Source organism: Sandarakinorhabdus sp. FBCC-B8862 (assembly GCF_059745315.1).
On sequence record NZ_CM185574.1, the window covers coordinates 447,548 to 473,796 of the forward strand.

At 65.3% G+C, this 26,249-nt stretch carries 26 protein-coding genes; 5 read left to right on the plus strand and 21 right to left on the minus strand.

Annotated features, from left to right (window positions below; translation table 11 throughout):
* Positions 1-159: 159 nt before the first annotated feature.
* From katG to efp, 3 genes are all read right to left on the minus strand, one after another.
* Positions 160-2,364 (minus strand): catalase/peroxidase HPI, encoded by a 2,205-nt coding sequence (katG, locus tag AC6BOR_RS02125; RefSeq protein ID WP_498059579.1) that lies wholly within the window; start codon positions 2,362-2,364, stop codon positions 160-162.
* A 93-nt stretch (positions 2,365-2,457) separates the two neighbouring features.
* Positions 2,458-2,805: a hypothetical protein gene (locus AC6BOR_RS02130; RefSeq protein ID WP_498059580.1), complete on the minus strand. Its 348-nt coding sequence runs from the start codon at positions 2,803-2,805 to the stop codon at positions 2,458-2,460.
* Entirely contained in the window at positions 2,792-3,364 is a 573-nt protein-coding gene (efp, locus tag AC6BOR_RS02135) for an elongation factor P (protein ID WP_086116401.1), read from the minus strand. Before efp ends, AC6BOR_RS02130 begins: the two co-directional genes overlap by 14 nt.
* A gap of 79 nt (positions 3,365-3,443) precedes the next feature.
* On the opposite strand from efp, the gene epmA reads away from it, so the two are divergent.
* Positions 3,444-4,451 carry an EF-P lysine aminoacylase EpmA gene (epmA, locus tag AC6BOR_RS02140; RefSeq protein ID WP_498059581.1) on the plus strand — a complete coding sequence of 336 codons (1,008 nt, stop codon included), beginning with the start codon at positions 3,444-3,446 and terminating at the stop codon, positions 4,449-4,451.
* Here epmA and AC6BOR_RS02145 read toward each other — a convergent pair.
* Positions 4,417-4,860 (minus strand): hypothetical protein, encoded by a 444-nt coding sequence (locus tag AC6BOR_RS02145; protein WP_498059582.1) that lies wholly within the window; start codon positions 4,858-4,860, stop codon positions 4,417-4,419. The genes epmA and AC6BOR_RS02145 overlap by 35 nt on opposite strands.
* Positions 4,861-4,991: 131 nt before the next feature.
* Here AC6BOR_RS02145 and AC6BOR_RS02150 point away from each other — a divergent pair, with 131 nt between their 5' ends.
* Complete coding sequence (locus tag AC6BOR_RS02150) at positions 4,992-5,813, plus strand: helix-turn-helix domain-containing protein (protein ID WP_498059583.1); 822 nt, start codon at positions 4,992-4,994, stop codon at positions 5,811-5,813.
* A 90-nt stretch (positions 5,814-5,903) separates the two neighbouring features.
* Positions 5,904-6,686: a helix-turn-helix domain-containing protein gene (locus AC6BOR_RS02155; protein WP_094475147.1), complete on the plus strand. Its 783-nt coding sequence runs from the start codon at positions 5,904-5,906 to the stop codon at positions 6,684-6,686.
* A gap of 136 nt (positions 6,687-6,822) precedes the next feature.
* Here AC6BOR_RS02155 and AC6BOR_RS02160 read toward each other — a convergent pair whose 3' ends face one another.
* The 11 genes from AC6BOR_RS02160 to AC6BOR_RS02210 all read right to left on the minus strand — a co-directional run bounded on the left by AC6BOR_RS02160 (position 6,823) and on the right by AC6BOR_RS02210 (position 16,713).
* The gene (locus AC6BOR_RS02160) at positions 6,823-7,779 is read right to left on the minus strand and encodes a zinc-binding dehydrogenase (RefSeq protein WP_498059584.1); all 957 of its coding nucleotides are present in this window, start codon (positions 7,777-7,779) and stop codon (positions 6,823-6,825) included.
* A 10-nt stretch (positions 7,780-7,789) separates the two neighbouring features.
* Positions 7,790-8,086 carry a YciI family protein gene (locus AC6BOR_RS02165; protein WP_498059585.1) on the minus strand — a complete coding sequence of 99 codons (297 nt, stop codon included), beginning with the start codon at positions 8,084-8,086 and terminating at the stop codon, positions 7,790-7,792.
* Positions 8,086-8,979: a hypothetical protein gene (locus AC6BOR_RS02170; RefSeq protein WP_498059586.1), complete on the minus strand. Its 894-nt coding sequence runs from the start codon at positions 8,977-8,979 to the stop codon at positions 8,086-8,088. Before AC6BOR_RS02170 ends, AC6BOR_RS02165 begins: the two co-directional genes overlap by 1 nt.
* Positions 8,976-9,731, minus strand: a complete 756-nt coding sequence (locus tag AC6BOR_RS02175; RefSeq protein WP_498059587.1) for an enoyl-CoA hydratase/isomerase family protein — start codon at positions 9,729-9,731, stop codon at positions 8,976-8,978. The genes AC6BOR_RS02170 and AC6BOR_RS02175 overlap by 4 nt, the downstream gene beginning before the upstream one ends.
* A gap of 135 nt (positions 9,732-9,866) precedes the next feature.
* Positions 9,867-10,736, minus strand: coding sequence for a polysaccharide deacetylase family protein (locus AC6BOR_RS02180; RefSeq protein WP_498059588.1), 870 nt, complete (start codon positions 10,734-10,736; stop codon positions 9,867-9,869).
* Positions 10,736-11,533, minus strand: a complete 798-nt coding sequence (locus AC6BOR_RS02185; protein WP_498059589.1) for an SDR family NAD(P)-dependent oxidoreductase — start codon at positions 11,531-11,533, stop codon at positions 10,736-10,738. The genes AC6BOR_RS02180 and AC6BOR_RS02185 overlap by 1 nt, the downstream gene beginning before the upstream one ends.
* A complete protein-coding gene (locus tag AC6BOR_RS02190) occupies positions 11,533-11,838 on the minus strand; it encodes a RedY/HapK family protein (protein WP_498059590.1) in 306 nt (101 codons plus the stop codon). The genes AC6BOR_RS02185 and AC6BOR_RS02190 overlap by 1 nt, the downstream gene beginning before the upstream one ends.
* Positions 11,839-11,844: 6 nt before the next feature.
* A complete protein-coding gene (locus tag AC6BOR_RS02195) occupies positions 11,845-12,984 on the minus strand; it encodes an amidase (protein ID WP_498059591.1) in 1,140 nt (379 codons plus the stop codon).
* Complete coding sequence (locus AC6BOR_RS02200) at positions 12,981-14,336, minus strand: phenylacetate--CoA ligase family protein (RefSeq protein WP_498059592.1); 1,356 nt, start codon at positions 14,334-14,336, stop codon at positions 12,981-12,983. Before AC6BOR_RS02200 ends, AC6BOR_RS02195 begins: the two co-directional genes overlap by 4 nt.
* Positions 14,333-15,604 (minus strand): MmgE/PrpD family protein, encoded by a 1,272-nt coding sequence (locus AC6BOR_RS02205; protein ID WP_498059593.1) that lies wholly within the window; start codon positions 15,602-15,604, stop codon positions 14,333-14,335. The genes AC6BOR_RS02200 and AC6BOR_RS02205 overlap by 4 nt, the downstream gene beginning before the upstream one ends.
* A 5-nt stretch (positions 15,605-15,609) precedes the next feature.
* On the minus strand, positions 15,610-16,713 hold the full coding sequence (locus tag AC6BOR_RS02210) for an MmgE/PrpD family protein (RefSeq protein ID WP_498059594.1): 1,104 nt from the start codon (positions 16,711-16,713) through the stop codon (positions 15,610-15,612).
* A gap of 170 nt (positions 16,714-16,883) precedes the next feature.
* Between AC6BOR_RS02210 and AC6BOR_RS02215 the strand changes: the two genes are divergently transcribed.
* Complete coding sequence (locus tag AC6BOR_RS02215) at positions 16,884-17,627, plus strand: GntR family transcriptional regulator (RefSeq protein WP_086116839.1); 744 nt, start codon at positions 16,884-16,886, stop codon at positions 17,625-17,627.
* A 5-nt stretch (positions 17,628-17,632) separates the two neighbouring features.
* On the opposite strand, the gene AC6BOR_RS02220 is transcribed toward AC6BOR_RS02215, so the two are convergent.
* Genes AC6BOR_RS02220 through AC6BOR_RS02240 form a run of 5 tightly spaced genes read right to left on the minus strand, consistent with a single transcriptional unit; the run spans position 17,633 to position 22,478 of the window.
* On the minus strand, positions 17,633-18,718 hold the full coding sequence (locus tag AC6BOR_RS02220) for a CaiB/BaiF CoA transferase family protein (protein WP_498059595.1): 1,086 nt from the start codon (positions 18,716-18,718) through the stop codon (positions 17,633-17,635).
* Positions 18,719-18,726: 8 nt separating this feature from the next.
* Positions 18,727-19,929 carry a CaiB/BaiF CoA transferase family protein gene (locus AC6BOR_RS02225; protein WP_498059596.1) on the minus strand — a complete coding sequence of 401 codons (1,203 nt, stop codon included), beginning with the start codon at positions 19,927-19,929 and terminating at the stop codon, positions 18,727-18,729.
* The gene (locus AC6BOR_RS02230) at positions 19,929-21,122 is read right to left on the minus strand and encodes an acyl-CoA dehydrogenase family protein (RefSeq protein WP_498059597.1); all 1,194 of its coding nucleotides are present in this window, start codon (positions 21,120-21,122) and stop codon (positions 19,929-19,931) included. The genes AC6BOR_RS02225 and AC6BOR_RS02230 overlap by 1 nt, the downstream gene beginning before the upstream one ends.
* A gap of 14 nt (positions 21,123-21,136) precedes the next feature.
* A complete protein-coding gene (locus tag AC6BOR_RS02235; protein WP_086116417.1) occupies positions 21,137-21,646 on the minus strand; it encodes a MaoC family dehydratase in 510 nt (169 codons plus the stop codon).
* Positions 21,639-22,478 carry an HpcH/HpaI aldolase/citrate lyase family protein gene (locus AC6BOR_RS02240; RefSeq protein WP_498059598.1) on the minus strand — a complete coding sequence of 280 codons (840 nt, stop codon included), beginning with the start codon at positions 22,476-22,478 and terminating at the stop codon, positions 21,639-21,641. The genes AC6BOR_RS02235 and AC6BOR_RS02240 overlap by 8 nt, the downstream gene beginning before the upstream one ends.
* 137 nt (positions 22,479-22,615) lie before the next feature.
* On the opposite strand from AC6BOR_RS02240, the gene AC6BOR_RS02245 reads away from it, so the two are divergent.
* Positions 22,616-23,542, plus strand: coding sequence for a DUF1838 family protein (locus tag AC6BOR_RS02245; protein WP_498059599.1), 927 nt, complete (start codon positions 22,616-22,618; stop codon positions 23,540-23,542).
* Positions 23,543-23,609: 67 nt separating this feature from the next.
* Here the strand turns inward: AC6BOR_RS02245 and AC6BOR_RS02250 are convergent, their stop codons facing one another.
* Positions 23,610-26,240 (minus strand): TonB-dependent receptor, encoded by a 2,631-nt coding sequence (locus AC6BOR_RS02250; protein WP_498059600.1) that lies wholly within the window; start codon positions 26,238-26,240, stop codon positions 23,610-23,612.
* Positions 26,241-26,249: the final 9 nt, after the last annotated feature.

Genomic DNA, 26,249 nt, shown 5'->3' on the forward strand with positions numbered 1-26,249 from the left:
CAAAAGCGTGCCCGCGACCCTGTTTGTTAGGTTCATCCTAGCCGATGGTTGCAGCCCAAGGCCAGCAACTTGTTGTGGCTGCGCTCATGCCGGGCACAGGAAAACGGGCGGCGCCAGCGCTGGCACCGCCCGTATGTGAATGGTCAATTTCGGCTTTGTTTACCGGCCGTTGTTCATCACCTTGGTCCACGCCCGGGCGAAATCGGCCACCATCTGCTTGTGGCCATCGGCAGCGCCATACACCTCGGCCACGGCGCGCAATTCGCTGTGGCTGCCGAACAGCAGATCCACCGGGCTGGCGGTCCACTTCTTCGCGCCCGTGCTGCGGTCGACGCCGTCATACAGGCCGTCGGTCGCCGCCTTCTGCCACTTGGTCTCCATGCCGAGCAGGTTGACGAACCAGTCGTTGCTCAGCACGCCGACACGGGTTGTGAACACGCCCACCTGGGAACCGCCGGCGTTGCCGCCCAGCACGCGCAGGCCGCCCACCAGCACGGTCATTTCCGGCACCGTCACGCCCAGCAGATGCGCGCGGTCCACCATGGCCTGGGTCGGGTTATAGGGGCTGTCCGGCGTCCAGTGGTTGCGGAAACCATCGGCCTTGGGCTCCAGCGCATTGAAGCTGGCCACATCGGTCTGCGCCTGTGTCGCATCGGTGCGGCCCGGCGTGAAGGCCAGGGTGACGGGCACGCCGGCATCGGCCGCAGCCTTTTCCACCGCGGCATTGCCGGCCAGCACGATCATGTCGGCCAGGCTGATCTTGCGACCACCGGGGGCGGCAGCATTGAAATCACCCTGCACCTTGGCCAAGACCGGCAGCACCTTGGCCAGTTCTGCCGGCGCGTTCACCGCCCAGTCCTTCTGCGGGGCCAGTGCCAGCCGGCCGCCGTTGGTGCCGCCGCGCATGTCGGTCCCGCGATAGCTGGCCGCCGCCGCCCAGGCGGTGCGCACCAGTTCCGGCACCGAAAGGCCGCTGGCCAGCACCCTGGCCTTCAGATCGGCCACATCGGCATCGATCACCAGCGGGTGGGTCACGGCAGGCACCGGATCCTGCCAGCTCAACACCTCTTTCGGCACATCAGCGCCGACATAACGGGTGCGCGGACCCATGTCGCGGTGGGTCAGCTTGAACCAGGCGCGGGCAAAGGCATCTTCGAACGCCTTGGGATTCTTCAGCCAGCCCTTGGTGATCTTGCCATAGGCCGGGTCCATGCGCAGCGCGAGGTCGGTCGTGAACATGATCGGCGCGTGATACACGCCGTCCCGGTGCGCATCGGGCACGAACTTCACATCCTTGGCGTTCTTCGGCTCCCACTGGATGGCGCCAGCCGGGCTCTTGGTCTGCACCCAGTCATAGGCATAGAGATTTTCCAGATACTGCATCGTCCACTGGGTCGGGTTGGCGCTCCACGCGCCTTCCAGGCCAGAGGTGATGGTATCGGCGCCCTTGCCGGCGCCATGCTTGTTCTCCCAGCCAAAGCCTTGCTTTTCCAACGCTTCGCCAGCGGGTGCGGCGCCCACATTGGTCGCGCTGGCGGCGCCATGCGCCTTGCCGAACGTGTGGCCACCAGCGATCAGCGCGGCGGTTTCCTCGTCATTCATCGCCATGCGGCCAAAGGTTTCGCGGATGTCCTTCGCCGCCAGCAGCGGATCAGGCACACCGTTCGGCCCTTCCGGGTTCACATAGATCAGGCCCATCTGCACGGCGGCCAGCGGGTTGGCCAGCTTGCGCCCTTCCGAATAGCGCTTGTCGTCCAGGAACTTGTTTTCCGGACCCCAGTACACTTTGTCGGCTTCCCAATCGTCGGTGCGGCCACCGGCAAAGCCAAACGGCTTGAAACCCATGGTTTCCAGGGAGACATTGCCGGCCAGCACCATCAGGTCGGCCCAGCTCAACGCACGGCCATATTTGGCCTTCACCGGCCACAAGAGTCGGCGGGCCTTGTCGAGATTGCCGTTGTCTGGCCAGCTGTTCAGCGGTTCAAAGCGCATCTGGCCGCCACCGGCACCGCCACGGCCATCGCCGATGCGATAGGTGCCGGCCGAGTGCCAGGCCATGCGGATGAAGAACGGGCCATAATTGCCATAATCGGCCGGCCACCAGGGCTGGCTGGTGGTCAGCACCTTGGCGATATCGGCCTTCACCGCCTTCAGATCGAGCTTGGAGAATTCGGCGGCATAGTCGAAACCGGCGCCATAGGGGTTGGATGCGGCCTGCTGGCTGCGCAGCGGCGACAGATCAACCAGTTCCGGCCACCAGAATTGTGGGGACGTGTTGGCGGTTTGCGCAGCCGCGCTGGTGGAAAGGCCGGCGGCCATCCCGGCCACGGCCAGGGCGACGATCGATGCGATGGTACGCGACATATATTGGCTCCCTGTGACGACATCCGGGTTTCCCCGATGTCCGCAGGCTAAGCCGCAGGGGTTGCAATCAGGAAATTGATTGTCCTGCCCGCTTCAATCGATTTTTTTCACAAGCCAATCGGCCAGCCACCACAGTGGCAGCGCGATGATCGTGCCCGGCACGGCCATGCGGGCGGCGATCCAGGCAAACAGGAACACGTCGGCACCAGCCAGGCCGAGCAGCACGAACAACCCGAAGGACAGCGCTGCCCAGCTTGCTGCCAGCAGGATGGGGCGCGTCCACCACGCCCGCCAGCCGATCAACCGCCCCAATGCCCACGCGCCGCCGAACACGAGCGCACCCAGCCCCACGACCGGGCCAAATGAAAAGGGGAAGGACAGCACGTCGCCATCCTTCCCCGATTTCAGGCCGATGCCAAGCGGCGGATCAATCCTTGGCACGCTCCACATAGGAGGAATCTTCAGTGTTGATGACGATGCGCGTGCCCACTTCGATGTGCGGCGGCACCATCACGCGGGCGCCCGATTCCACCGTGGCCGGCTTGTAGCTCGACGACGCGGTCTGGCCCTTCACCACCGGCTCGGTCGCGATGATTTCCATGGTCACGCGGGTCGGCAGGCTGATGGTGATGGCCTTGCCGTCAAACATCAGGATCTTGCACTCGGCATTTTCCTGCAGGAACACGATGCCATCGCCGATCATGTCTTCCTTCAGGCTGATCTGCTCATAGCTCTCGTTGTTGATGAAGATATATTCGTCCCCATCCTTGTAGAGATAATTGTGGCTGACTTCCTCGACGAACGCCCGCTCCAGGCTGTCGGTGGTCTTCACCGTGATCACCGTCTTCACGCCATCGGCAATGCGGCGCATGTCGATCGTGGTGGTCGGCGTGCCCTTGCCGGGGCGGAAGGTCTCGGCCTTCAGCACGACATAGAGCTGGCCATCCTCATGCTCGATGACCTGACCCTTGCGGAAATTGCTCGCGATGTCCTTGACCATGTGATCCCCTATGCGCCAACGCGCCAAAATGCTGCCCGCCGTTAGGGCATCGCGCCGCACAAGTTCAAGGGAAATCATCGTGGCCCGCCCCTTCTGGCACAGCGACATCCATCTCGACCGCAAGCCGTTCCTTGTCGGCCGCAATCGCATCAAGGCCGCCCTGCGCCACTGGTTCGCCGCCGAAGGCTTCACCGAGGTGGAATGCGGCGCCGTCCAGATCAGCCCCGGCAACGAGACGCATCTGCACGGCTTTCCAGTGGCCTGGCGGCCCGATGGCGGCGCGGAGCAGACGCTCTATCTCCACACCAGCCCGGAATTTGCCGCCAAGAAACTGCTGGCTGCGGGCGAGACGCAAATTGTCGATTTCGCCCGCGTCTGGCGCAATGGCGAACAGGGCCCGCTGCACGCGCCCGAATTCACCATGGTCGAATGGTATCGCGCCCAGGCGGACTGGACGGCCGTGATCGCCGATACGTGGGCGCTCGCCCGCACGGCGCAGGCCGCCGGCACCGGCCCTTTGCGCTGGCGCGGGCGCACATGCGATGCCATGGCCGAACCCGAACTGCTCAGCTGCGCCGATGCCTTCCAGCGCCATGCCGGCATCGATCTCGCCGCCTGCCTGGATGACCGTGACGCGCTCGCCGCCGCCGCCGGCCTGCGCCCCCGCCCCGACGACACATGGAGCGACATCTTCAGCCGCATCATCGTGACCATCGAGCCCAAGCTGGGCGACGGCCGCCTCACCTTCCTCACCCACTATCCCGTGTGCGAAGCCGCCCTCGCCCGCCCCTGCGCGGATGATCCGCGCTGGGCCGAACGCTTCGAGGCCTATGCCTGCGGGGTCGAACTGGCCAACGGCTTTGGCGAACTCACCGATCCAGCCGAACAGCGCCGCCGCTTCGAGGCCGACATGGACGAGAAGCAGCGCCTCTACGGCCGGCGCTATCCCATCGACGAGGATTTCATCGCGGCGCTTGGCGCAATGCCGCCGGCCAGCGGCGTCGCCCTGGGCTTTGACCGCCTGGCCCTGCTGGCGCTGGGCGGCACCGACATCAGGCAGGTGATCTGGACGCCGTTTCCCGGCTGAAAAACCCCAGCTTCAACGCCGGCACCAGGAACTGGATCAGAAACAGCGTGTTGGCGATGGCATTGCCGGGCAGCCCGGTCGCCAACGACAACGCGCTGTCCACCACAAACCAGCCGGCCACGCCCCAGCCCAGCGCGCGCCACACCCGCACATCGGCACCCACCGCGCGATACACCGCGATCAGCGACACGCCCCAGCCAAACATCAACCCGCCCATCACCCCAAGTGTGCTGCGCATACCCGGCGCATCAAACGCGCCGGCATCCAGCTGCCCGGCGCTGACCAGCCAATAATAAAGCCCGGCCGCGGCATCGGCGCCCGCCAGCCCGCCGGCTGCAAACAACAGGCCAAAGCCCGCAACCTGCCAGCACCAGAGATGCAGTGCCTGTCCCCAAAAACCACGTGTCATGGCCACCTCCTGCGATTGCCAGCAAAGGCTGCAGCAGCTTGCAATGGCCGGCAATTACCCGGCGGATAGGCCGGCCAGTCCCAATTTATTTGGGATGGACGCCGCCAGCCCCCGCCTGTCACAACAGCGGCATGACAGCGATGGAGCATGCACGCGGCGGCATCGATGGCCTCAACCCGGCCGAGATTGAGGTGCTGCGCCTGCTCGCCGCCGGCCACACCATCAAGAGCATCGCCGCCCGCCTTGGCCGCACCGAGTCCGCCATCAACGAACGCCTGCGCTCCGCCCGCCGCAAGACCGGCATCGGCAGCAGCCGCGAACTTGCCCGCCTGCTCGAAGCCCAGGAAATCTGGGACAGGAAAATCGATCTTCTTCCCCCATCCGCCCCGGCCAACGATGGCCTGCCACCCGCATCCAGCGGGTCTGGCTGGACCAAAGGGAAGATCGCCATGTTGTTTGCCCTGCCCGCCGCCGCCGCCGGCCTGTTCCTGGCCGCCGCTGCCACCACCCCGCCCGCCGCGCCCCCGGCGGCCACCATCACCCCCGCCCGCCATTCGCCGCTGGCCGGCAACTGGGCGCTCGATGTCGCCCGCATCCCGGCCGAAGAGCGACCGGCCCGCGTCGGCATCCGCTTCCACCACCAGCCCGATGGCCGCTGGACGACCCTGGTGGAGGTCGTCACCCCCGATGGCGCCAGCGTCCACGCCGAATCCACCGCCGCCACCGATGGCGTGCCCGTGCCCGTCACCGGCACCATGGCCAATATCGACACGGTCGCCCTGCGCCAGCCGGCGGCCAACACACTGGTGATGACCCTGGGCAAGAACGGCGCCCCCGTCTCCACCCGCGTCTATACCGTGGCCAAGGACGGCAAATCGATGACCGAAACCATCGTCTGGGCCGGCGGCACGCTGCCAAAGCTGGAAACCACCCACTTCATCCGCGCCGATTGACGGGCCGGCATGCGCGGCGAGGGTTCACATCATCGCCGCGCTTACCTTGCTGGTCATTGCCCTGCCGCGCATCGGTGGCATGATGCCGCCATGGCTACCCGTCCCGACCTTTCCGATCCCGGCCCTTTCGCCACGGCGCTGAAAGCCGCCCGCGCCAGCCGGCGGGTCAGCCAGCTCGCCCTGTCCCTCGATGCCGGGGTCAGCGCCCGTCACCTTTCCTTCCTCGAATCCGGCCGGGCCAGCCCCAGCCGGGAGATGGTGGTCACCCTCGCCGAAGCACTGGCCCTGCCGCTGGCGCAGCGCAACCATCTGCTCAATGCCGCCGGCTTTGCCTCGGCCTATCCGGCCTCCCCACTCTCATCCGAAGCCATCGCGCCGTTCCGCGAGATATTGCAGACGATGATGGCCAACCACGCCCCCTTCCCGGCGCTGCTATGTGACCGGCACTGGAATGTGCTGGAAGCCAGCCCTTCGGCCGCGGCCATGCTGGCGCCCTTCCTGGATGGCTGGTCGGGCCCGCCCAATGTCTTCCGCCTCACCGCCTGCCACCCACGTGCGCCCGAATTCATCGCCAACCTGCCCCAGGTGCTGCACGAAAGCCTGGAGCGGCTGGCGCTGGAACAATCGCTGTCGGGCGATGATCCGGTGCTGGCCGATCTCATCGCCGTCACCCGCGCCGCCGCCGCCCGCCACCCCTATCGCACCCGCAGCCGCTCGCCCGTGCTGCCGGTCAGCTATCGCGGGCCGAACGGGCTCCTCAGCTTCCTGTCCATCGTCGCCCAATGCGGCACATCAGAGGATGTGACCGTGCGCGATCTGCGGCTGGAACTGCTCTTCCCTGCCGATGCGGCGACGCGGGCGGCATTTGCCTGACCACTTCGTCCGCTCAGCCCCCTCCGCCTCGCGTTGCTCGGCACCTCCCCCAGAGGGGGGAGGATGACAGCTCCTCCCCCTCTGGGGGAGGTGGCAGCCGCAGGCTGACGGAGGGGGCCCGCCCGCCAACGCCCCCTCAAATCCCAACCACGCACTTCCCCTCAATGCGCCCGGCCCCCATCGCCGCAAAGGCCGCCTTCACCTCGCCCAGCGGCACCGCCAGCCCGATGTGCGGCCGCATGTGAACGGCGCGCGCATCAATCTCGCGCATGTGCCGGGCGCCGGCCGCCGGGTCCTGCCGGCCCTGCTCGCCGGCGCGCACGCCGACCAGCTCGATCTCTTTCAACAGCAGGCGGTTCAGCTGCACCGCATCGCCGCGCCCGCCGACAAAGCCGATGATGGCATAGCGCCCGCCGCGCCGCAGGCACTTGACCAGCGGCAGCACCAGCGGGCCCGCCACGGGATCGAACACCAGATCAATATCCCGGTGCGGAATGACAGGCGCCGCCCGGTCCACCAGCAGCCCCTCATGCGCCCCAGCCGCCTGCGCCAGCGCCAGCCGCGCACTCGAGGACGCCACCGCCACCACGTGCGCGCCCAGGTGCACGGCCAGCTGCACCGCTGCCAGCCCCATGCCGCCACCGGCGCCCGTCACCAGCACCCGCTCGCCGGCCTTGAGCCGCCCGCGCTCCACCAGCCCCACCCAGGCGGTCAGCGCCCCAACGGTGAAGGCGGCAGCCTCGGCCATGGTCAGCCCCGCCGGCACGGCCCGCAAGCCGCGCGCCGGCAGCGTGATGCGCTCCGCCACCAGCCCGCTGCGCGCGCCCAGCATCACATCGCGGCCCACCCATTGCTCAGCCCCCGGCCCCGCGGCCAGCACCGTGCCGGTGCCCTCGGTGCCCGGGATGAACGGCAGGTCGGGTTTGTACTGATACCCGCCCTGCAGCATCAGAAAATCGGGGAAGTTCAGGCTGGCATGGCGCACCGCCACCAGCACTTCGCCCGGGCCCGGCGGCGGCGGTTCCGGCCAGTCGTCGTGCAACGACAAGCCCGACAGATCGGGTGACAATTGGGTGCAAACGGCAGCGCGCATGCCGCCGTTATCAGCCCTGTTTCCAGGCTGCGCCACCCACCCAAGTGCCAGCTGCGGCGCGAAACTCCTCGATGATCACGTCGCTCCACACGCCGGCCGCGCCATAGGGATCGGCCAGGATGAAGGCCCGGGCATCCGCTTCATCCGCCGCCTCGATCACCAGCAGCGATCCCGATGGCACCAGCGGCCCGGCCACGCGATAGCGCGCCATATGCGCCTCCACATGCGCCAGATGCGCGGCCAGATGCAGTTGCCTGAGCGGCCCTGCCCCATCCGCATCCATGCAGCGCACGGCAAACAGCGGCATCAGCCCACCTCCACCAGTTCCAGCAGCTCGCCCGCCGGGCCGATCACGCAGCCGGCGCGGCGCCCGTCATACAATGGGCCGTCACGGCGCACCGGCGGGCTGATCCAGGCCACATTGCAGGCATCCAGGTCCGCCATCGCCAGCGTCACCAGCGCATTGCCCGGCGGCAACATGCCGTCATGGCGCGGGCGCACGCTGGTTTGCGGCGGATAATCATCCACCTCCACGATCGGCATGCGGCCCTTGCCCACCATCTGCAGCGCGGTGATGAAATCATCCGGCAAGCCAAAGGCGGTGTTGATCATCTGATAGGGCAATTCAAACACCGGCCCCAGATCAAGATCGAGCCGGTTGGCATACCAGCGGCAGGTGGCGGCCCGGTCGGGCGTCGCCAGGATGACGATGAAGATATGATCGGTGATGCTGGCCGCCTTGGGCAGGTCCAGCGTGTCCATGTTGGCAAACACCTGGTTCAGGTAGATCATCTCCTGCCCCGGCCCCAACGCCTGCATCGGCACAAAGGCGTCCATGCCCGGCAGCTGCTTGGGTTCGCCCACGATGGTGAAACCGCTGCCGGCCAGCCGGTCGGGCCAGCCGAACACATCCTGCACGGTCAATTCAAACGCCCCCCAGCCGAAACTGGTGGTCGGCCTGAACCCAGCCACATCGGGCTGCTCCACCAGCCGGAACCAGCAGGGCGCACCGCTTTTCGGCCGCAACACCGCGTGGTCGCGGCCGGCACTGGCCGGGCAGCCCCAAGACGCCGCCAGGTCGGCCGGCAGCGGGCCCTGGTGCAGCAGTTCAAGCTGCAGCGTGCCCTGATAGGCGGCAAGGCCAGCCGCCAGATCGGGCACGACCGACACGCCGCCCAGGATGGTGCCATGCGGGATCATGCGCCAAACTCCGGTTTGCGCTTTTCAACGAACGCCGTGGTGCCCTCGGCAAAATCGGCACCGGTGAAGGCAGCGGCAAAGATCGCCAGCGTCTCGACATCGTCCGTCACCTGGCCATCCAGCACCCGGCGCACAAAGCCCTTGATCGCCCGGCTCGAATGGCGGGAGGCGGCGAGGATGGCGTTCACGAAGCCATCGGGCGCATCGGCCACCGCCTCGATCAGGCCAATCGCCTGTGCCTCGGCCGCATCGATCAGCGCGCCGGTGAACAGCAGCCGCTTGGCCTGCCCCGGCCCGACCAGATCAACCAGCAATTTCACATCATGCAGCGGATAGACGAGGCCCAGCTTGGCCGGCGTGATACCAAAGCGCGCGGCCGGCGTTGCCACCCTCAGATCACAGGCCATCGCCAGCCCGCAGCCACCACCCACCGCATCACCTTCAACAAAGGCGATGGTGGGCAGCGGAAAGCGCGCCAGATCATGCTGCGCCCGGTTGATCGCCGCCTGGTTGGCGGCGCGCCATTCGGAATCATCCTTGTTGGCGAGCAGCTCGGCGATATCGGCCCCGGCGCAAAAGGCACTGCCCGGCGTCGCCGATTGCAGGATCAGCAGCTTCACCGCCGGATCGGCCGCCGCCTCTTCGAGCAGGCGCGGCAGCTCGGCCCACATGGCTTGCGTGAAGCTGTTGCGCTTGGCCGCCCGGTCAATCAGCAGCCGGGCGACGGGGCCATCAAGTTCAAGCCTGATCATGCAAGGGTCCTCCCCAAACTTGTTTGGGGAGGTGGCGCCGAAGGCGACGGAGGGGCCGTTGCCACAGGAACCCCGCCGCCTCGCTGCACTCGGCACCTCCCCAAACAAGTTTGGGGAGGAACAGTTGGTCCCCCCTCATGCCGGCTTCACCTTGGCAAAATGCCGGGCGATCTCGTGCCGCGTCGTCACCCACACGCCATCGTGCTTTCGGACATGGCGGAAAAATTCCTCCAGCGCCCAGATGCGCCCCGGCCGGCCGATGATGCGCAGGTGCAGGCCCAGGCTCATCATCTTGGGATTGCCCTCGACGCCTTCGCGATAGACCTGGTCAAAATTGCGCTTGGCATAGGCCAGCCATTGCTCCGGCCCCATCGCCGGGTCGGTCCACATCTTCATGTCATTGTTGTCGAGCTGGTAAGGCACGATCACCATCGGCCGTTCCGGCACGGTCGCCTTGTCCCAGAACGGCACATCGCCGCTGTAATCATCCATGTGATAATCAAACCCCGCCTCGATCAGCAGGCGGCGGGTGTGATCGGTGTGGAAATAGCGGGAGAGCCAGCCATAGGGCCTGACCCCGCAGCTGCGCTGGATGGATTCGACGGCCTTGCCGATGAATTCGCGTTCCGCCTCCTCGTTCAACTTGAACTGGTGAACCCAGCGCCAGCCATGGCTCACCGGTTCATGGCCCAGTTCCACGATCGCTTCGGCCAACTGCGGATGGTTTTCGAGGGACAGGGCAGCAACCGTCCAGCTTGCCTTGATGTCGAAGGCCTTCAGCAGCTTGACCACGCGCGGGGCGCCGGCCTTGATGCCATAGAGATAATTGCTCTCATTGCCATAATTGCGGATCGGCGCCTTGATGAAGATGCCCAGTTCGTCAACCGGCTCCATCCCCTTGTCGCCACGCGCCACCGTCTGTTCGGAGCCTTCCTCGACATTGACGACAACACTGAGGGCCATCTTCGCCCCACCCGGCCAATCGATGCGTTCCTCGGCCAACATCAGTGCATCTCCTCCCCGCCCGAGACGTTTAGCGCCTCGCCGGTGATGTAGAAGGCGTCATCACTGGCGAGAAACGCGCAGGCCGCCGCCGTGTCGCCCGGCAAGCCGGGCCGGCCCATCGGGTTCTTCGCCGCCATGTTGGCGAGATAGGCCTCCACCGTCGGAAAACCGAGCAGTTTCGAGAAATATTCATTCTGCATCGCGCCCAGACCGGTGGTGACATGGTTGGGGCACACGGCGTTGACCGTGATGCCATGCGCGCCCAGCTCCACCGCGGTCGCCCGGGTCAGGCCGATCATGCCATGCTTGGAGCTGACATAGGCTGGCAGATGCGGAAAGCCGGTCTTGGCGGCCTGGCTGGCGATGTTGATGATGCGGCCACCCTTTCCGGCGGCAATCATCGCCTTCGCGGCGGCCTGCGTGCAATAGAATGCGCCCGACAGGTTGACGGCAATCACCTTCGCCCAGTCGGCCGGATCGACCTCCAGCATGGGCTTCATCATGAAGCCGATGCCGGCATTGTTGACGAAAATATCGACGGCGCCGAATTCGGCCACCACCTGATCGACCAGTGCCACGCACTGCGCGGAATCGGACACGTCGCATGCAATTGCGGCCACCTTGACGCCACGCGCGGCAAGGTCGGTGGCCACATTTTGCGCCTCGGCATCGATGCTGATATCCGACACGACGCAATTGGCGCCCTCATCGGCAAAGCGCCGCAATATGCCCTGGCCCAGGCCCTTCTCCTTGCCCGACCCGGTGACCACGATGGTCTTGCCGGCGAAACGGCCCATCACAAATCCTCCGTCAGGATGAAGCAGGGATTGTCGGTGAACTGGCCAAAAGCGGCGGCCACCTTCTGGAATTCCGGGTTCGAAACATCGGCAACAAATGCATCCATCCCCTTGATATCAATCACCTCGATATAGTCATAGGGCGGCGCCGCTTCCGATCCGAACAGCCCGGTGGCGCGGTGGACGGTGAAGCTGTTGACACTGCCCAGCGCGTTGACACCGGGAATGTCGGTGCCGCATGCCCAGGCTTCATAGGCTTGCGCGGAGGCGCCCGGCTTCAGATTGAACAGGCAGATGATGCGCATGTCGGGTCACTCCCCTCTTGGCGGCTTGTATTGATTGAGCGCGCTATCCAAGTGACGCGCAAGGGAAATCAGCCGGCGCTCGGCTTTCGGCGGGCCGACCAGCTGCACCGAAACCGGCAGGCCATCGTCACTCCAGCCCGATGGCAGCGCGATGGCTGGCAAGCCGGCGATATTGGCCAACCCGGTGAAATCGGCCTGGTTCACTGGTGCCCGTGTGCCATGGGCAAAGGCCGCTTGCGGCGCCGTGGGCATCAGCAGCACGCCATCATCGCCAAGTGCCTCAATCAGCGTGGCTTTTACCGCGGCCAGCAAGTCCGGATTGGCCGGCACCGGCTCCAGCGCATCCAGGATGAAGCGCAATTCGGCCGAAGCGCTGGCCCGGTGCGGCCCCAGTTCGCCGATCAGATAGCGCACCGACCCGGCCAGCGCGGCAATGCGGATGGCACTGGTATCGGCCGGCAGCCTGAGCCCTGAGACCGGCAGATCAATCGCCGCACATGCCGCCCTGTAGCCCGCCAGCACCGCCGGTTCGCAAGCCACACCGGCCAGATCATCCAGCAAAATCAATCGACTGAACTGTCCATCGCTGCCACCACTGCCGATCACGTCCCAGGCGCGTTCGATCAGATCCAGATCGCGCGCCAGCGGCCCGATACAGTCCAGCGCCGGATCGAGATACAACAACCCATCCTCGCTGACGGCGCCGTGCGTGGGTTTCAGGCCATAGACCCCGCAATAGGCCGCAGGCAGCCGGATGCTGCCCAGCGTGTCAGTGCCCAGCGCCAGATCAACCAGACCCGCGGCCACCGCCGCGCCGCTGCCGCCCGACGATCCACCCGGCGTATACCCCATGCGGTGCGGATTGTGGGTGCGGCCATAAAATGCGTTGTCAGTGGTCGCCCCCAGCGCCGCCTCGTGCATATTGAGGCTGCCAACGATGCTCGCCCCGGCGCGGCGCAATTGCGCAACAACTTCAGCATCCTGGGCCGCGATATTGTCGCGCAGAAGGCCCATCCCGCCGGTGTGCGGCAGGCCGGCGACAGCGATGTTGGATTTCACCCCGACCCGAACATCGGCCAATGGCCCTGCCCCGCCACCAGGGTCAGCCGCCCGGTCAACGATGGCATTCCAGGGGTCGTGGCTCACAGCCCCCTCCGGTCAATCAGGCGGATCGGCTTTTGCCGCACATCGATCTGGGTGTCGGCCGCGGTGGCGCCAGGGGCACACAGCGCAACCTCCACCTCCACCCCCAGCCCGCGGCGCAGCAGCTCGCGCAGCGCCGCCACATCGCTGCCGCCACGGCTCTCGATCGTCACCAGCATAGTGTCCCGCCCCGTCGCATCGCGGGTGAGCATGCAGACATACTCCCCGGTCAGATCGCTGCGGTTCTCGATCAGGGCGGCAATGGCGTGCGGGAAGATGTTGATTCCGCGCAACTTCACCATGTTGTCGCTGCGCCCTTTGAAGCCGGCGATGCGGCGGAAGGCGATTTCGCCCTGGCCGGCCAACTCGTGGGTGATGTCGTGGGTGTTGAAGCGGATGCAGGGCGCGATATCGTCCTTGAACAGGCAGGTCACCACCATGTCGCCGGTCTCGCCAAACGCCACCGGCTGGCCACTCTCCACATCCAGCAATTCCAGATATTGCGCGTCCTCCCAGACATAGAGGCCGTTGCGATCCGGCCCTTCGCCGGCAATCGTGCCGGTGTCCCCCACGCCATACCAGTCATAGGCCTTGGCGCCATGCCAGGCCGCCTCGGTCGCGGCACGATCCTCGGTGCCCAGATGGCCGATGATCATCCGCAACTTGATGCGATCAAACAGTTTTTCGGCTTCCGCCACCTCGGCCAGCTTGCGGACATAATCGACAAAGCCAACCATCACCGTCACGCCGAAATCGGCCATCAGATTGACCTGGGCAGCGCTGCGCGTCTCGATCCCGGTGCCGGCCGACAGGAACAGCGCGTTGGTAAAATGAGTCACCGCCTCGCGGATATAATGGCCGCCATTGATCATGCCGTGGCCATAGACCGACTGCACCACATCCGATGGCTGCAGCCCCATCCAGCGATACATGCGGCCCACCAGCAAATTGGTGACTTCGCGCCCCTTGGGGCCAAACATCAGCGGCTGCGGCCGGCCGGTGGTGCCGCTGGTGGTATGGAACACCACGGGATCAGCACCCCGCCCATCGAAATCGCCATAGGGCGGGTGGGCGTTGACCGAGGCCATCAGGTCCGTCTTGTCATACACCGGCAGCTTGGTGATATCGTCCAACCCCCTGATATCGCCCGGCTCGATCCCCTTGGCGCCCCACATTCGCTGATAAAAGGGGATCTGCCAGCCTCGCGCCATCAACCGGGCAAATTGCGCCTCTTGCAGGCCGCGCAATTCATCGCGGCTGATCCGGCGATAGCGGCGGGTGAAATCATCGCCCACCGGATAATCGGCGAGCAACTGCCTGATGTCGACACACTCGAAATAGCTGCGCTGGCTCATGTCGGGTCCGTGAAATAGCCAAGAGGATTGTCGAAAATGCGGGGATCGGCGGACGGGCTGGCCAATTCGCGGGCGAGATCCAGCTTGGCCGCGGTCTGCGCCGGGGTCAGTGGAGCCGCCGGGCTGCCCAGCGTTGCGGGAATGGCAAGCCGCTCGCGCCGGCCACCCCCAAAGATTAACGTGATCGCCTGCGGAAACAAGGCATTGGGGTCGGGATTGCCATCATCCATCAACGCAACCCGGTCGGCAAAGGCCAGCAACGCCGGATCGGCAAACTGCTGGGGCGTGAAACACCGCGGATCGATCCGGCCATCGCGCAGCATCAGGCCGGCGAGGAACGGCAGGCACAGCCTTGCCCAGCTTGGCGTCATGTCTGCTGTCATCGCCCGGCCCACCAGGCGGCGGATCAGCGGCGGGCAGGCCAATTCCACCCCCACCACATCCTGGCCGGCAAAATCGGCGAGGGCGCCCAGCGCGGCATGGCTGGCCCGGCCCGAGGGATAGGGCTTCACGCTGAGTTCGGCGATGCGCCAGCGCTGGCCCAGATCAGCGACAAGCGCGGCGCTGTCACCATCATCGATCAGCCGGAAATAGCCAAAGGGCCCATCGATCACATCGGCAGGTGCCGGAAAGCCAGCCCCGGCCAGATCACTGGCGATGATAGCGGCGCGCGCGGCATTGGCGATCTGGAACGGCAAGGCCAGACTGCCTTCCACATGCGCCTGCATGGTGCCGGCAACGCTGGAATAGGCAAGGCCCAGGGCCGGCAGCAGCGGCGCCCCATCGATGCGCGCCACGGCGAGGGCTGCCCCCATCACACCAGCCGTTGCGGGGCGGAAAAAGCGCAGCGGCGATATGGCGGCATCGCCAAGACCGGCAGCCACCTCCACGCCCACGGCAAGCGCCGCCAGCGCCCGATCGGGATCGCAGCCCCCGCGCCGATCGATCGCAGCACCCAGCGCCGCGGTCACCACGCTCATCGCATGCACCACCGCCGGTTCATGCACCGCATCCCATTCCAGGCAGTGGATGCGATAGGCGTTCACAAAGGCGGCTGCGGCGGCCGGCAGCCGCTCTGCCGTGCCGATCAGCCGCGCGTCATGGCCCTGCCCCATGGCACGCGCCACGGCGAGGATGGCCGCCGCCCCCGGTGCGTCGTGGGCCGCAGCCCCCACCGCCAGCGTATCGGCGAGGAAATGTCGGGCGATGGCCACCACATCGGCTGGTATCCGATGCTCGGCATCAGCAAATTCGATCAGGCGGCTCACCGCGTTCACGCCGTCCACTCGGTCAACATGGCGATCACTGCGCCCACATCATCGCCATCCAGCACCAGAGCCGCCGCGCGATCCGCCTCAGACGCTGGCAGCCCGCCCCATGCTGCCAGCATGGCCAGTTTGCCGGTCAGGCCCTCCACATCCAGCGGCCGTTCCGGATCGCCCAGCGTGTCGACGCGTTCCAGCCCGTTCAGTCGGGCTCCGAAATGCGCCGGATAGCGCGAAGTGATCGCCTGGCATTCCGCCACCGTCACCTGGGCGCGCAGATCGGCCAGTTCGGCAATCGCAGACAGGGTGAAGTCGGCAGGGGTGGCCAGCCGCCCGGCCGCGATCACGGCCACCGAATGCTGCAGGCTGAACTTGGCCTCGAGTTCCGTGGCCGGATGCGGCCGATCGCAAAAGCGCAGCGCATCGGCATAGGTTTCCACCCGGAACGGCGGCTTGAGTGCATTGGCCGCGCGCAGGGCCAGGGCACAATCGATCACCGGATGGGCGTGGCGACAAGCGGCCCATGGCTTGATACTCACTGCGGCGATGCGCCAAGCACCGGCGTCGGGCAGCGGGCCCGGCGATTGGGTCATCGCCGCAAACAAGCCCTGCGGCCCTTCCAGGATGCCAGCCGGCCCGGTGAAGCCGGCCCGCGCCGCCCGTGCGCACCACAGGCCCTCCAGCGCGGCGCGGGTGACATGCAGTTGCTTCGTCATCACATCATCATGGCGCATGTGCCACAGCCCGCCCGCCATGGATGCGGCATGGCCGAGCGCACTGACGGTTTCCCGGTCCCCAAGGCCAAAGATACTTGCCGCAGCCGCCGCAGCGCCAATCCCGCCGGCCGTGCTGGTCGGGTGCCACAGGCTGTAATGATGCACGTCCAGCATCATGCCGATGGCAATCATCACCTCATATCCGCGCACGGCACCGGCCAGCAGCGCGGCCATGCCGGCGCCCGTCTCCCGCGCCGCACTCAGCGCCGCAGGCCAGATCACAGGGCCGGGGTGGAGCAGCGCCTGGCGGTGGACATCATCCATCTCCAGCACATTGCCCAGATAGGCAACACGCTCCAGCACGTCTGGCCCGGCCCGGCGGGCGGCGTCAGCCACGGGGTCCAGACGTGCCCCCGCGACACAGGCAACCCAGTCCAGCAGGTGCAACCGTGCGCGCTTTTCCTCGCTTTCCGCCACCGGGCGCGCTAAAGTCCGGACAAGTTGGGTCAGCAGGGCATCGCTCATGCCGACACCTGGGCTGAGGGCGGGAGCAATCGTTGAACGACATGGCGACCAAGGTTCGCGGGCAAGCGGCGCCGCGCTACCTGCAATTGGCGGCCGAACTGCGCGCCGACATATTGGCCGGCCGCTTTGGTGCGGAGCAGCCATTTCCCACCGAAAGCGAATTGTGCTCGGCCCATGGTGTGTCGCGTTTCACCGTGCGTGAAGCGCTTCGCCGGCTGCAGAATGAAGGGCTTATCGCCCGCCGCCGCGGGTCGGGAACCGTGGTGCAGCCGGCCGGCGCCCGCGGCGGCGCCCTGCACCAGCCGCTCAGCAACGTCGGCGAAATCCTGCAATATGCGCGCGACACGCGGGTCACCTACCAACCGGCCGGCACCGGGCCGCTGCCGGCCTGGCTGGCGACCAGCACCGGCTTGCCCGCCAGCGGCGCCTGGACGCTCGTGCACGGGGTGCGCACCACCGCTGATGGTGATCAGCCGATTGCCGCCACGATTGCCTATTTCCACGAACTTCTGGGCGACGCGCCGGCGCGGCTTGATCTTGCCGCCGGCACCCTGTTCAGCCAGATCGAAGCGCTGTCGGGCGTCTCCGTTGGCCAGGTCACCCAGGATATCCAGGCGGTGATCGCCAGCGCCGAGGTGGCCCGGCAACTGGGCATCAAGCGGGGTGCGGCCGTGCTGCGCATCATCCGCTGCTACCGCGATGCGCAGGGGCGGGTGTTCGAAATTTCGGTCAGCCATCACCCCGGCGACCGCTTCGCCTATTCGATGCACATCGACGTCGAATAGGCGCATCAGCCCTGCCCCAATCCGGGCACGCTGCCGGGTGTCCATTCCTCCCCGGCAAAGCGGATGGCCGGCGCGATATGATGGCGGCCATCGGCCTCCACGATCAGGCCGCGCTCCGCCACATGCGGCTGGGCAAAGGCTTCGGCGAAATCCAGCACCGGGGCATAGGCCACGTCGAGATTGTGCATGAACCGGTCCCAATCATCGCGGCTGCGGGTGCGGAAGGTTTCGCGCAAAAAGGCGATCAACGGGGCCTGCGCGGGCCCGGCATCGGCTTCGGCAAGCGGGATGAGATCGGGTCGACCCAGCGCCGTGAGCAGGCTGCGCGCAAACTTGATCTCGCGCCCGCCCAGCACGATGTGGCGGCCATCGGCGCATGCATAGACATTGTAGAAACCAGCCCCGCCCAGCGAGCGTTGCGCCGCAGAGCTTGGCGCCTCCCCACCGGCCAGCGCGCTGCCAGCGATGTGGGCGCACCAGGGCAACAGGCTGTCGAACATGGCGATATCCAGATAATCGCCCTGTCCGCTCTTTTCGCGCCCGATCAGCGCCATCAACACCGCGGCCAGCCCGGTCAGGCCGGCGGCGACATCGGCGGCCGGCACGCCCGGCACCACGGGCGGGCTGCCATCACCGGCATCATTCACACTGATGAAGCCTGCCATGGCCTGCACCGCCATGTCATGGGCCGGATGCTGGGCCAACGCCCCCTGCTGGCCAAAGGCCGAGATGGAGCAATAGACGATGCGCGGATTGAGGCTGCGCACATCTTCCCAGCCAAAGCCCAAACGCGCCATCACGCCGGGGCGAAAACCTTCGACGAACACATCGGCATTGCGGATCAGGTCGCGCAGCTCCGCCTTGCCGGCCTCGCTCTTCAGATCGATCACCCGGCTTTGCTTGCCGCGGTTGAGATTGGCGAACCAGATGCTCTGGCCATTTTCAAACGGCGCCTGCGCACGGGCAGGATCGCCAGCGGCCGGCTCCACCTTGATCACCTCGGCTCCCTGATCGGCCATCATCACAGTCAGCATCGGGCCGGGCAGGAACTGCGAAAGGTCAACAACGCGGATGCCGGAAAGCTTGCCCATCGCCGGTCTCACACGATCCCGGCGCGTTTCAGATCGGCCACCTCGTCGGCCTCCAGGCCAAGATCGGCCAGGATGGCATCGGTGTCGGCCCCCAGCAGCGGCGCGGGCCGGTTGGGCAGGCGCTCACCGCCGATGCGGATCGGGTTGGCCAGCACCTGCATGCCCGGCCGGTCGGGGTGATCAACACTGTCGCGCATGCCTGTGCGCTGCAGCCAGGGATTGTCCAGCGCCTGATCCAGGCCATAGACCGGTGCCACCGGCACATGCCCGGCCAGCAGAGCCTGCCAATGGGCCATCGGCTGCGATTGGAAAATCACGTCCAGCGCGGCGGTCAGCGCCTCGCGGTTGGCCAGCCGGCTCTTGTTGCTGGCAAAGCGCGGATCGCTGGCCAGGTCGGGATGGCCGATCCGCTCGACCATGATCGTCCAGAATTTCGGCAGCTGGCACATCACGAACATCCAGCCATCCGCCGCCTTGAACATCTGGCTGGGCGTGGCGGTGGGATGGGCGCTGCGCGGGGTGCGTTCCGTCACATCGCCTTCGTTCATGTACCACAAGGCCGGATAGCTGGTCTGGTGCACGGCCGCCGACAGAAGATCGGTATCGACATCGCAGCCAACACCGCTGCGCTGCGCATCCACCAGCGCCGCCAGCAGGCCGATGGCATGGATGGTGCCGGTGATGAAATCCACCATCGACAGGCCCATGCGCTGCGGCTCACCGCCCGGATCGCCGGTCAACAGGCAATAACCCGCCTCGGCCTGCATCAGATAGTCATAGCCCGGCCAGCGCGCCCGTTCATTGTCGCGGCCATAGGCCGACAGGTGGGCACACACGATGGCGGGGTTTACGTCCCTCAGCGCGTCATAGGTCAGCCCCAGCCGCGCCGGCAGATCACCGCGCATATTGTTTGCCACCGCGTGCGCCGTGCCGGCCAGCTTACGAAAGATGGCCTGGCCTTCTGGCGCATTCAGATCCAGCGTCAGGCTGCGCTTGTTGAGGTTGAAGGCCTGAAAATACAGGCTTTCGCCCTCGCGCAGATAATGCGGCCCCACCGCGCGCGCCGTGTCCCCGCCCTTGCCCGGCGGGCCGGGCGGTTCGATCTTGATCACATCGGCGCCCAACTGGGCCAAGAACATGCTGCCATAGGGGCCGGCGCCATATTGTTCGGCGCTGATGATCCGGAAGCCTGAGAGCGGAAGATGGGGCATCAGGCCGGGTTCATCTTCAGCCACTGCTTGGCAATGATCATCCGCTGCATCTCGTTGGTGCCCTCGCCAATGCACATCAGCAGCGAATCCCGGTAATAACGCTCGATGTCATACTCCTTGCTGTAGGAGTAGCCGCCATAGATGCGCATTGCCTCCTGGCTGTTTTCCACCGCCGCCTCGCTGGCGAAATATTTGGCCATGCCGGCTTCCATGTCGCAGCGGTCGCCCCGGTCATAGGCTTCGGCGGCATCCAGCGTCAGCAGCCGGGCGGCGCGGGCGCGGGTCACCATCTCGCCCAGCTTCAACTGGATGGCCTGATGCTCGGCGATCGGCTTGCCCATGGTGTGACGTTCCTGGGCATATTGGGTGGCCAGCCTGAGCGAGCCTTCCGAAAGGCCAACCCCGCGCGCCGCCACATTGATGCGGCCCAGTTCCAGGCCGCCGGTGGCCTGGAAAAAGCCCTGGCCTTCCACCCCACCGATCAATTGATCGGCCGGGATGCGATAATCTTGGAACACCAGTTCGGCGCTGTCGATCGACTTGTAACCCAGCTTGTCGAACTTCTTGCCGGTGGTGAAGCCGTCGCGCTTGTCGGCGATGAACAGGCTCATCCCCTTGTAACGCGGGCTGGCATCGGGATCAGTCTTGACCAGCAGGGCAAAGCAGCTGCCGTTCAGGGCATTGGAAATCCAGGTCTTGGTGCCATTGATCACATAATGGTCGCCATCGCGGCGGGCCACGGTGCGGATCGCCTGCAGATCCGTGCCGGCGTTGGGCTCGGTCAGCGCCAGGCCACCACGGATTTCGCCACTGGCAAAGCGCGGCAGCCACTTGGCCTTCTGCTCCGGCGTGCCAAAACGCTCCACGGCGGCGGCCATGATCAGGTGGGAATTGAAAATGCCGGTGATCGCCATCCAGTAACTGGAGATCTTCATCACGATCTTGGCATAGGTCGTCGCCGGCAGCCCAAGCCCGCCATATTGCTGGCCGATGGTGGCGCCAAACAGGCCCATCTCGGCCATTTCGGCCACCAGCTCGGCCGGCCAGATATCGTTGTGATCATGGTGCATCACCACCGGGATCACCCGGCGCTCCAGCCAGCGATCGATCGCATCCAGAAAGGCGGCTTCCTCGGCCGGATCGATGGTGCGGCCCTGATCGGCCATCAGGTCAAGCTTGGGGGCGGTTGCCATCTCAGGTCTCCTGATCAATCGTCCACCGGGCCGCAGCCGCGCTTCCACACCAGCATGGTGCGATTGAATGTGCAGACCACGTCGCCGTGCTGGTTCTTGCCGATGGTGCGCACGGTCACGATGCCCTGCTCCGGCCGGCTGCTCGACTCGCGCTTGTCCAGCACTTCGCTCTCGGCATAGAGGGTGTCGCCACAAAACAGCGGGTGGGTCAGGCGGATATTGTCCCACCCCAGATTGGCCACCGCCTTCTGGCTGATGTCGGAAACGCTCATCCCCACCATCAACGCAACGGTGAGCGGCGAGCACACCAACGGTTTGCCAAACTCTGTCTTCTTGGCGAATTCATAATCGAAGTGGGCCGGGTGGGTGTTCATCGTCAACAGCGTGAACCACACATTGTCGGTGTCGGTGATCGTCCGGCCCGGGCGATGTTCATAAACATGCCCGACCACGAAATCCTCGAACGCGCGGCCAAACACCTCGCGGAACCGGCCCGGGGCCACTTCCTTCACACCGTCACGCATGATGCATTCTGTCCTTCGCGTCGAGTATCGCCTGGTATCGGCGGATGATGGGCGCTTCCAGCATGCGCCCCTTGAACCGGATCGCCTGGCCGCCGCCCTCGGCATAGACGGCCATGGCCTCGGCCGCCTCTGCCACTTCCACCGGGGTCGGCGCAAAGGCGGCGTGGATATGTGCCAGTTGGGCCGGGTGGATGGCGGCCTTGGCGGCAAAGCCCAGCGCGCGGGCGCGGCGGGTTTCGGCCGTCAAGCCTTCGGCATCGTCCAGCCCGATGAACGGCACGTCGATGGCCGGCACCCTGGCCTCGGCTGCCGCCAGGATGAACTGCCCGCGGGCCACCGCCAGCGGCTCCCACGCCAGCGCCACGCCCAGCTCGGCCGAAAAATCGCCCCCGCCAAACATCAGCGCCACAACGTGGCGCACACAGCCAATCGCGTGGGCCGCGCGCAGACCGGCCGGGGTCTCGATCAACGGGATCAGGCCGGGGCAGCGGCTGCCCAACGCATTGGCGACAATCCGCACTTCAACGGGACTTTCCACCATCGGCACCAGCAGCAGCGGCGGCAACACCGCCGCCTCCCCCAATGCCGCCAGATCGGCAATGCCGGCAGCGGTGGTGATGGCGTTGATGCGCAGTGCCCAGCCGGCCAGTGTGCCGCTTTCCGCCGCCGCGCCAAATTCCGCCAACGCCGCGCTGCGCGCCGCCACCTTGTCGGCCTGCGGCACGGCATCTTCCAGATCGATCACGGTCACCCCTGCCCCGGCGGCAATCGCCTTGCCAAACCGGTCCGGCCGGTGGCCCGGCACGAACAACAGGCTTTGCGCGGTGAACACGGCGGTGAACTAGCCCCTGTCTTATGTGGACAAAACGCTTGAATCGCGCCGGCCCTGTGGAATGCGGCTTCACAATTTGTCCGGACAACTCTAATGTCAAGGGATAAGCATCAGGGGTTCAGAACGGGAGTGGGAAAATGACACGAAGCATTCGGACTGCGGCGATTTGCGCCACGGCGATCGCGGCCCTGGCCGCTGGCCCTGCCCTGGCGCAAGGCAAGGGGAAGACCGCAAAGGCGCGGCTGCTGGATCCGGCGGTGGCCGAAGATGCGCTGGAAATTTCCAAGCGGGTGCAATGTGGTGAAGCCGACGGCAAACCCGGCGTCTATCATTGGAGCGGCAAGGTCTACAGCCGGGTGGCCGGCGAGCCGGACCGGCTGCTGTTCAAGGCGGAAGGCATGAACATCCGCACCTGCACCACGGTCGATGATCCGGTGCGGGGCAAGGGCTGGCGCCTCGTCAGCCGCGAACTGCTGCTCTATCTTGATCCCAAGACCGGCGAGGTGGTGCGCCAGTGGGACAATCCCTGGACGGGCGAAAAGCTGGACGTGCTGCACATCGCCAATGATCCGGTGAACCAGTCGCCGCAATTCCCCAAATCGGCCAGCGGCACGCCCTATTCCATCCCCACGCTGCGCCGCGAAGGCCGCTGGTTCTTCATGCCGTTCGAAGCGCCGCTGTTCTACACGAACCCGTTGCAGGGCGAGTATCAGGATTGGGTGGGCGGCAAGTATCACGCCATGGAAATCTTTGATTTCGCCTTTGATGCGGACGAGATGCTGGATACGAAAAATCCCACCGCCTATCCGACGGTGAGCTGGGTGCGGATTTCCGATTTCCTGCCGTGGATGAAGATGCGTGGCCGCCAGGGCCAGCTGGTGTTCAACGCCATGGGCAACAAGCTCAAGAGCGCTGACGAGCTGCCGGCCGTGCTGAAGGCCGAGATTGCCGCCAACTATCCCATCTATGCCGCGCCGCCGCCAGTGGATGACAAGCGGCCCAATGAAACCAGCTGGACTGTTTTCAAGAAGTGGGTGGACGCGAAGAAGCCTACGGCAAAGTAAAGCCCAAGCAAGAAAAAGGAAGGGCGCCATCGCCGATTACGATGGCGCCCTTCCTTGTTGGCGCTGATCAAAAGTTCAAACGCGCTTCCAGACCGAAGGTGCGACCCTTCCGGAGATTGGCGAAGAAGCCGCGCGGCGTCCCGGTCTCGATCTGCGCAGGTGAGCCGTTGAAGGTGACACTGCTCGCTGCCGGCAGGCCCGTGGTGCCGGCACCATAGCGCAGGTCGAACCAGCGGGTGGCCAGGGTGATGGCATCTTCGTTCAGCAGGTTGCGACCGAATGCCGTGATCTGGACGCGGCCAAACCGATACCCAATACGCGCATTGAGCAGGAATGCTTCAGGCGCATAAGCGAAATTGTCTGTCTGGATGAACTTCTTGTCTTCGAAGCTCCAATTGACGTTGAACAGCGCAGCCTGATCGTTTCCGACTGGCAGTTCATAGTTGACGCCGCCGTTCAGGATCCACTGGGAACCAAGCGGGAACCGCTTGCCGGCAATGCTGCACAGCGGTAGCGCGCTTGCTGGCGGATTGCGCGTGTCGAAATTGGGGCGGATGCCCCCCGAGTTCAGGATGAACAGATCGGCATCACAGCCCTTTGTGAAGCGCGCATCGGTATAGCTGATGTTGAGATTGACAGTCAGGCCGCGGGTCGGCGCCGCAACCATGTCGATTTCAAACCCCTTCGTCCGCCCATCGCCCTGGTTGGTGACGATAGACGTGATCGCCCCCGTGCCATTGGGATTGGGAATGGCCGTCGTCAGCTGCACGTTGGTGAGGTCGTTGACATAGCCGGCGATCCCAACCTGCAGGCGATTGTCAAACGCGCTGAACTTGGCACCGAACTCGAAGCTGGTGGCCTTCTCCGGCAGATAGCGGATGAAATCCTGCCCGGTCTGGGTGGTTGCGGTCACGCCGGCGCCGCCGTTGAAGCCACCCGGTTTGCGGCCCGTCGCAAAGATCCCATAAAAGAGCGTGCCACCCGGCGTGGTATAGTTGACCGTGATCCGCGGATCGGTCGATTTTTCAAACAGTTCCGGTCGGCAATTGGCAGTGGTGTGAGCCCCGAACGCCGTCGTCTGGCCGGCGAAACCAGCACAGAAAAGTGGCGGTGCGGACAGGTCCAACTGGCGCTTGCGCTCTTCCATGTAACGCAGTTCGCCGCTGATCTCGAAGCCCTTGAACGGCTCAACAGTCACCGCCCCAAACAGGGCCCAGTTTTCCAACCAATTCTGCGCCGATCCGGTGGTGCCGAGTGCCTCACCGCCGGTTGGGTTGGCGAACGTGAGGTCGCGGGTATCTTGCTTCTGCTTGAAATAATAAGCGCCAACCAAGCCGCGCACTGGCGCATCTTGCGGGCTGGACAGGCGCACTTCCTGGCTGACGTCCCACGTATCGTCACGGTTGGAGTTGGCAAAGATCGGTTCGGTCGTCAGCGGATTGGGAATCGACCCGCCAATCGCCGGGTTGGTGTTGAAATAGGCGAAGGCATCGGAATGGTCGCTGTCGGTGCCGAACAGATTGATGTTGTCGCGGTACTGGGTCAGCGACGTGAAGGTCCAGCCAGAGCCGCCGATGTTCCAATCAAGCACCTGGCTGACCAGCCACTGGTTGTTGCGGATACCGTCGAAGGCCGTGCCATCAAACGTGCCGGAAATTGCTGCCGTATTGAACGATGGCGGGATGAAGCTGCCAGCCGGGATCGTCAGCGCCATCGGATCGATGTTGAGCCTGATCCCATTGGGCTGTGCCTGGATGGGACCGCAATAATATTGATTGTCATTGGTCGACGGACCGAGCGGATTGGCAGCAAATGGCAAGGCGGAAGAACGCGTGCGATACCGAGCCGAACGGAAACCCGTGAAGCAATTGTTGGCAGCAGCGCCCTGCAGGAACAGCGGCAAGGCACCATCGCGATCCGCCTGATACTGGAAGCGCTGGCGCACCTTCAGATCGCTGCCGTTGCCACCCCAATCAAGCAGCACATAACCGCTGGCCGTCTTTTCCTGGCCCACTTTCCGGCCGGTCAACTGGTTCACATACTGCCCGCCATATTCGAAGTAACGGCCACCAACCCGGAAGCCGAGCGTACCTGGAATAATCTGGCCGGACACCGACCCGGCAGCCTGGAACTCACCATATTCCGCCGCAGAAAGCCTGGCATTGACGCTGAGGTCTTCAGTTGCGCCCTTGGTGATGAAATTGATCGCGCCGGCATAGGTGTTCCGCCCATAAAGCGCCGATTGCGGCCCCTTGATGATTTCAACACGTTCCAGCGATTCCGGGTCGAACCCCTGAATGTCGCCCTGATAGTAAATGCCGTCCACGAAGTAGGCGGCGCCAGTTTCAACCCCGAACTGCACATTGGCCAGCACGTTGGACTGGCCGCGAATCACCGGCCGGTCGGACGAACGGCCAAAGGCCTGCGAGAAGCTGATGCCGGTGGCCTGCTTGGCAAAATCATCGATACTGTTCATGCCAAGTTGCTGAATTTTCTCGGCGGTGACCACCGAGACAGCGATCGGGGCGGAACTGAGCGTTTCGCTGGTCTTGCGGGCGGTCACAACGATTTCCGCCAGGCCGCCATCATCTTGCGCCGCATCGGCAATCGCGGGCGCTGCGGTCTGGGCAGAAGCGGCTGCCGGCGTGAGCAACGTCGCTGCAAGCAACATGGACCGCTTCATCGCATTCATCATCATGATCTCCCC

Excerpts from the sequence above, each read along its gene's own strand:
- AC6BOR_RS02200 (WP_498059592.1), bottom strand. The coding sequence starts at position 14,336 with ATGAGCCAGCGCAGCTATTTCGAGTGTGTCGACATCAGGCAGTTGCTC.
- AC6BOR_RS02250 (WP_498059600.1), bottom strand. The coding sequence starts at position 26,240 with ATGATGATGAATGCGATGAAGCGGTCCATGTTGCTTGCAGCGACGTTG.
- AC6BOR_RS02230 (WP_498059597.1), bottom strand. The coding sequence starts at position 21,122 with ATGGCAACCGCCCCCAAGCTTGACCTGATGGCCGATCAGGGCCGCACC.
- AC6BOR_RS02150 (WP_498059583.1), top strand. The coding sequence starts at position 4,992 with ATGACAGCGATGGAGCATGCACGCGGCGGCATCGATGGCCTCAACCCG.
- AC6BOR_RS02235 (WP_086116417.1), bottom strand. The coding sequence starts at position 21,646 with ATGCGTGACGGTGTGAAGGAAGTGGCCCCGGGCCGGTTCCGCGAGGTG.
- katG (WP_498059579.1), bottom strand. The coding sequence starts at position 2,364 with ATGTCGCGTACCATCGCATCGATCGTCGCCCTGGCCGTGGCCGGGATG.
- AC6BOR_RS02155 (WP_094475147.1), top strand. The coding sequence starts at position 5,904 with ATGGCTACCCGTCCCGACCTTTCCGATCCCGGCCCTTTCGCCACGGCG.
- AC6BOR_RS02220 (WP_498059595.1), bottom strand. The coding sequence starts at position 18,718 with ATGGGCAAGCTTTCCGGCATCCGCGTTGTTGACCTTTCGCAGTTCCTG.
- AC6BOR_RS02145 (WP_498059582.1), bottom strand. The coding sequence starts at position 4,860 with ATGACACGTGGTTTTTGGGGACAGGCACTGCATCTCTGGTGCTGGCAG.
- AC6BOR_RS02165 (WP_498059585.1), bottom strand. The coding sequence starts at position 8,086 with ATGCCGCTGTTTGCCGTGCGCTGCATGGATGCGGATGGGGCAGGGCCG.
- AC6BOR_RS02170 (WP_498059586.1), bottom strand. The coding sequence starts at position 8,979 with ATGATCCCGCATGGCACCATCCTGGGCGGCGTGTCGGTCGTGCCCGAT.
- AC6BOR_RS02190 (WP_498059590.1), bottom strand. The coding sequence starts at position 11,838 with ATGCGCATCATCTGCCTGTTCAATCTGAAGCCGGGCGCCTCCGCGCAA.
- AC6BOR_RS02175 (WP_498059587.1), bottom strand. The coding sequence starts at position 9,731 with ATGATCAGGCTTGAACTTGATGGCCCCGTCGCCCGGCTGCTGATTGAC.
- AC6BOR_RS02215 (WP_086116839.1), top strand. The coding sequence starts at position 16,884 with ATGGCGACCAAGGTTCGCGGGCAAGCGGCGCCGCGCTACCTGCAATTG.
- AC6BOR_RS02245 (WP_498059599.1), top strand. The coding sequence starts at position 22,616 with ATGACACGAAGCATTCGGACTGCGGCGATTTGCGCCACGGCGATCGCG.
- AC6BOR_RS02185 (WP_498059589.1), bottom strand. The coding sequence starts at position 11,533 with ATGGGCCGTTTCGCCGGCAAGACCATCGTGGTCACCGGGTCGGGCAAG.
- efp (WP_086116401.1), bottom strand. The coding sequence starts at position 3,364 with ATGGTCAAGGACATCGCGAGCAATTTCCGCAAGGGTCAGGTCATCGAG.
- AC6BOR_RS02160 (WP_498059584.1), bottom strand. The coding sequence starts at position 7,779 with ATGCGCGCTGCCGTTTGCACCCAATTGTCACCCGATCTGTCGGGCTTG.
- AC6BOR_RS02225 (WP_498059596.1), bottom strand. The coding sequence starts at position 19,929 with ATGCCCCATCTTCCGCTCTCAGGCTTCCGGATCATCAGCGCCGAACAA.
- AC6BOR_RS02180 (WP_498059588.1), bottom strand. The coding sequence starts at position 10,736 with ATGTTGGCCGAGGAACGCATCGATTGGCCGGGTGGGGCGAAGATGGCC.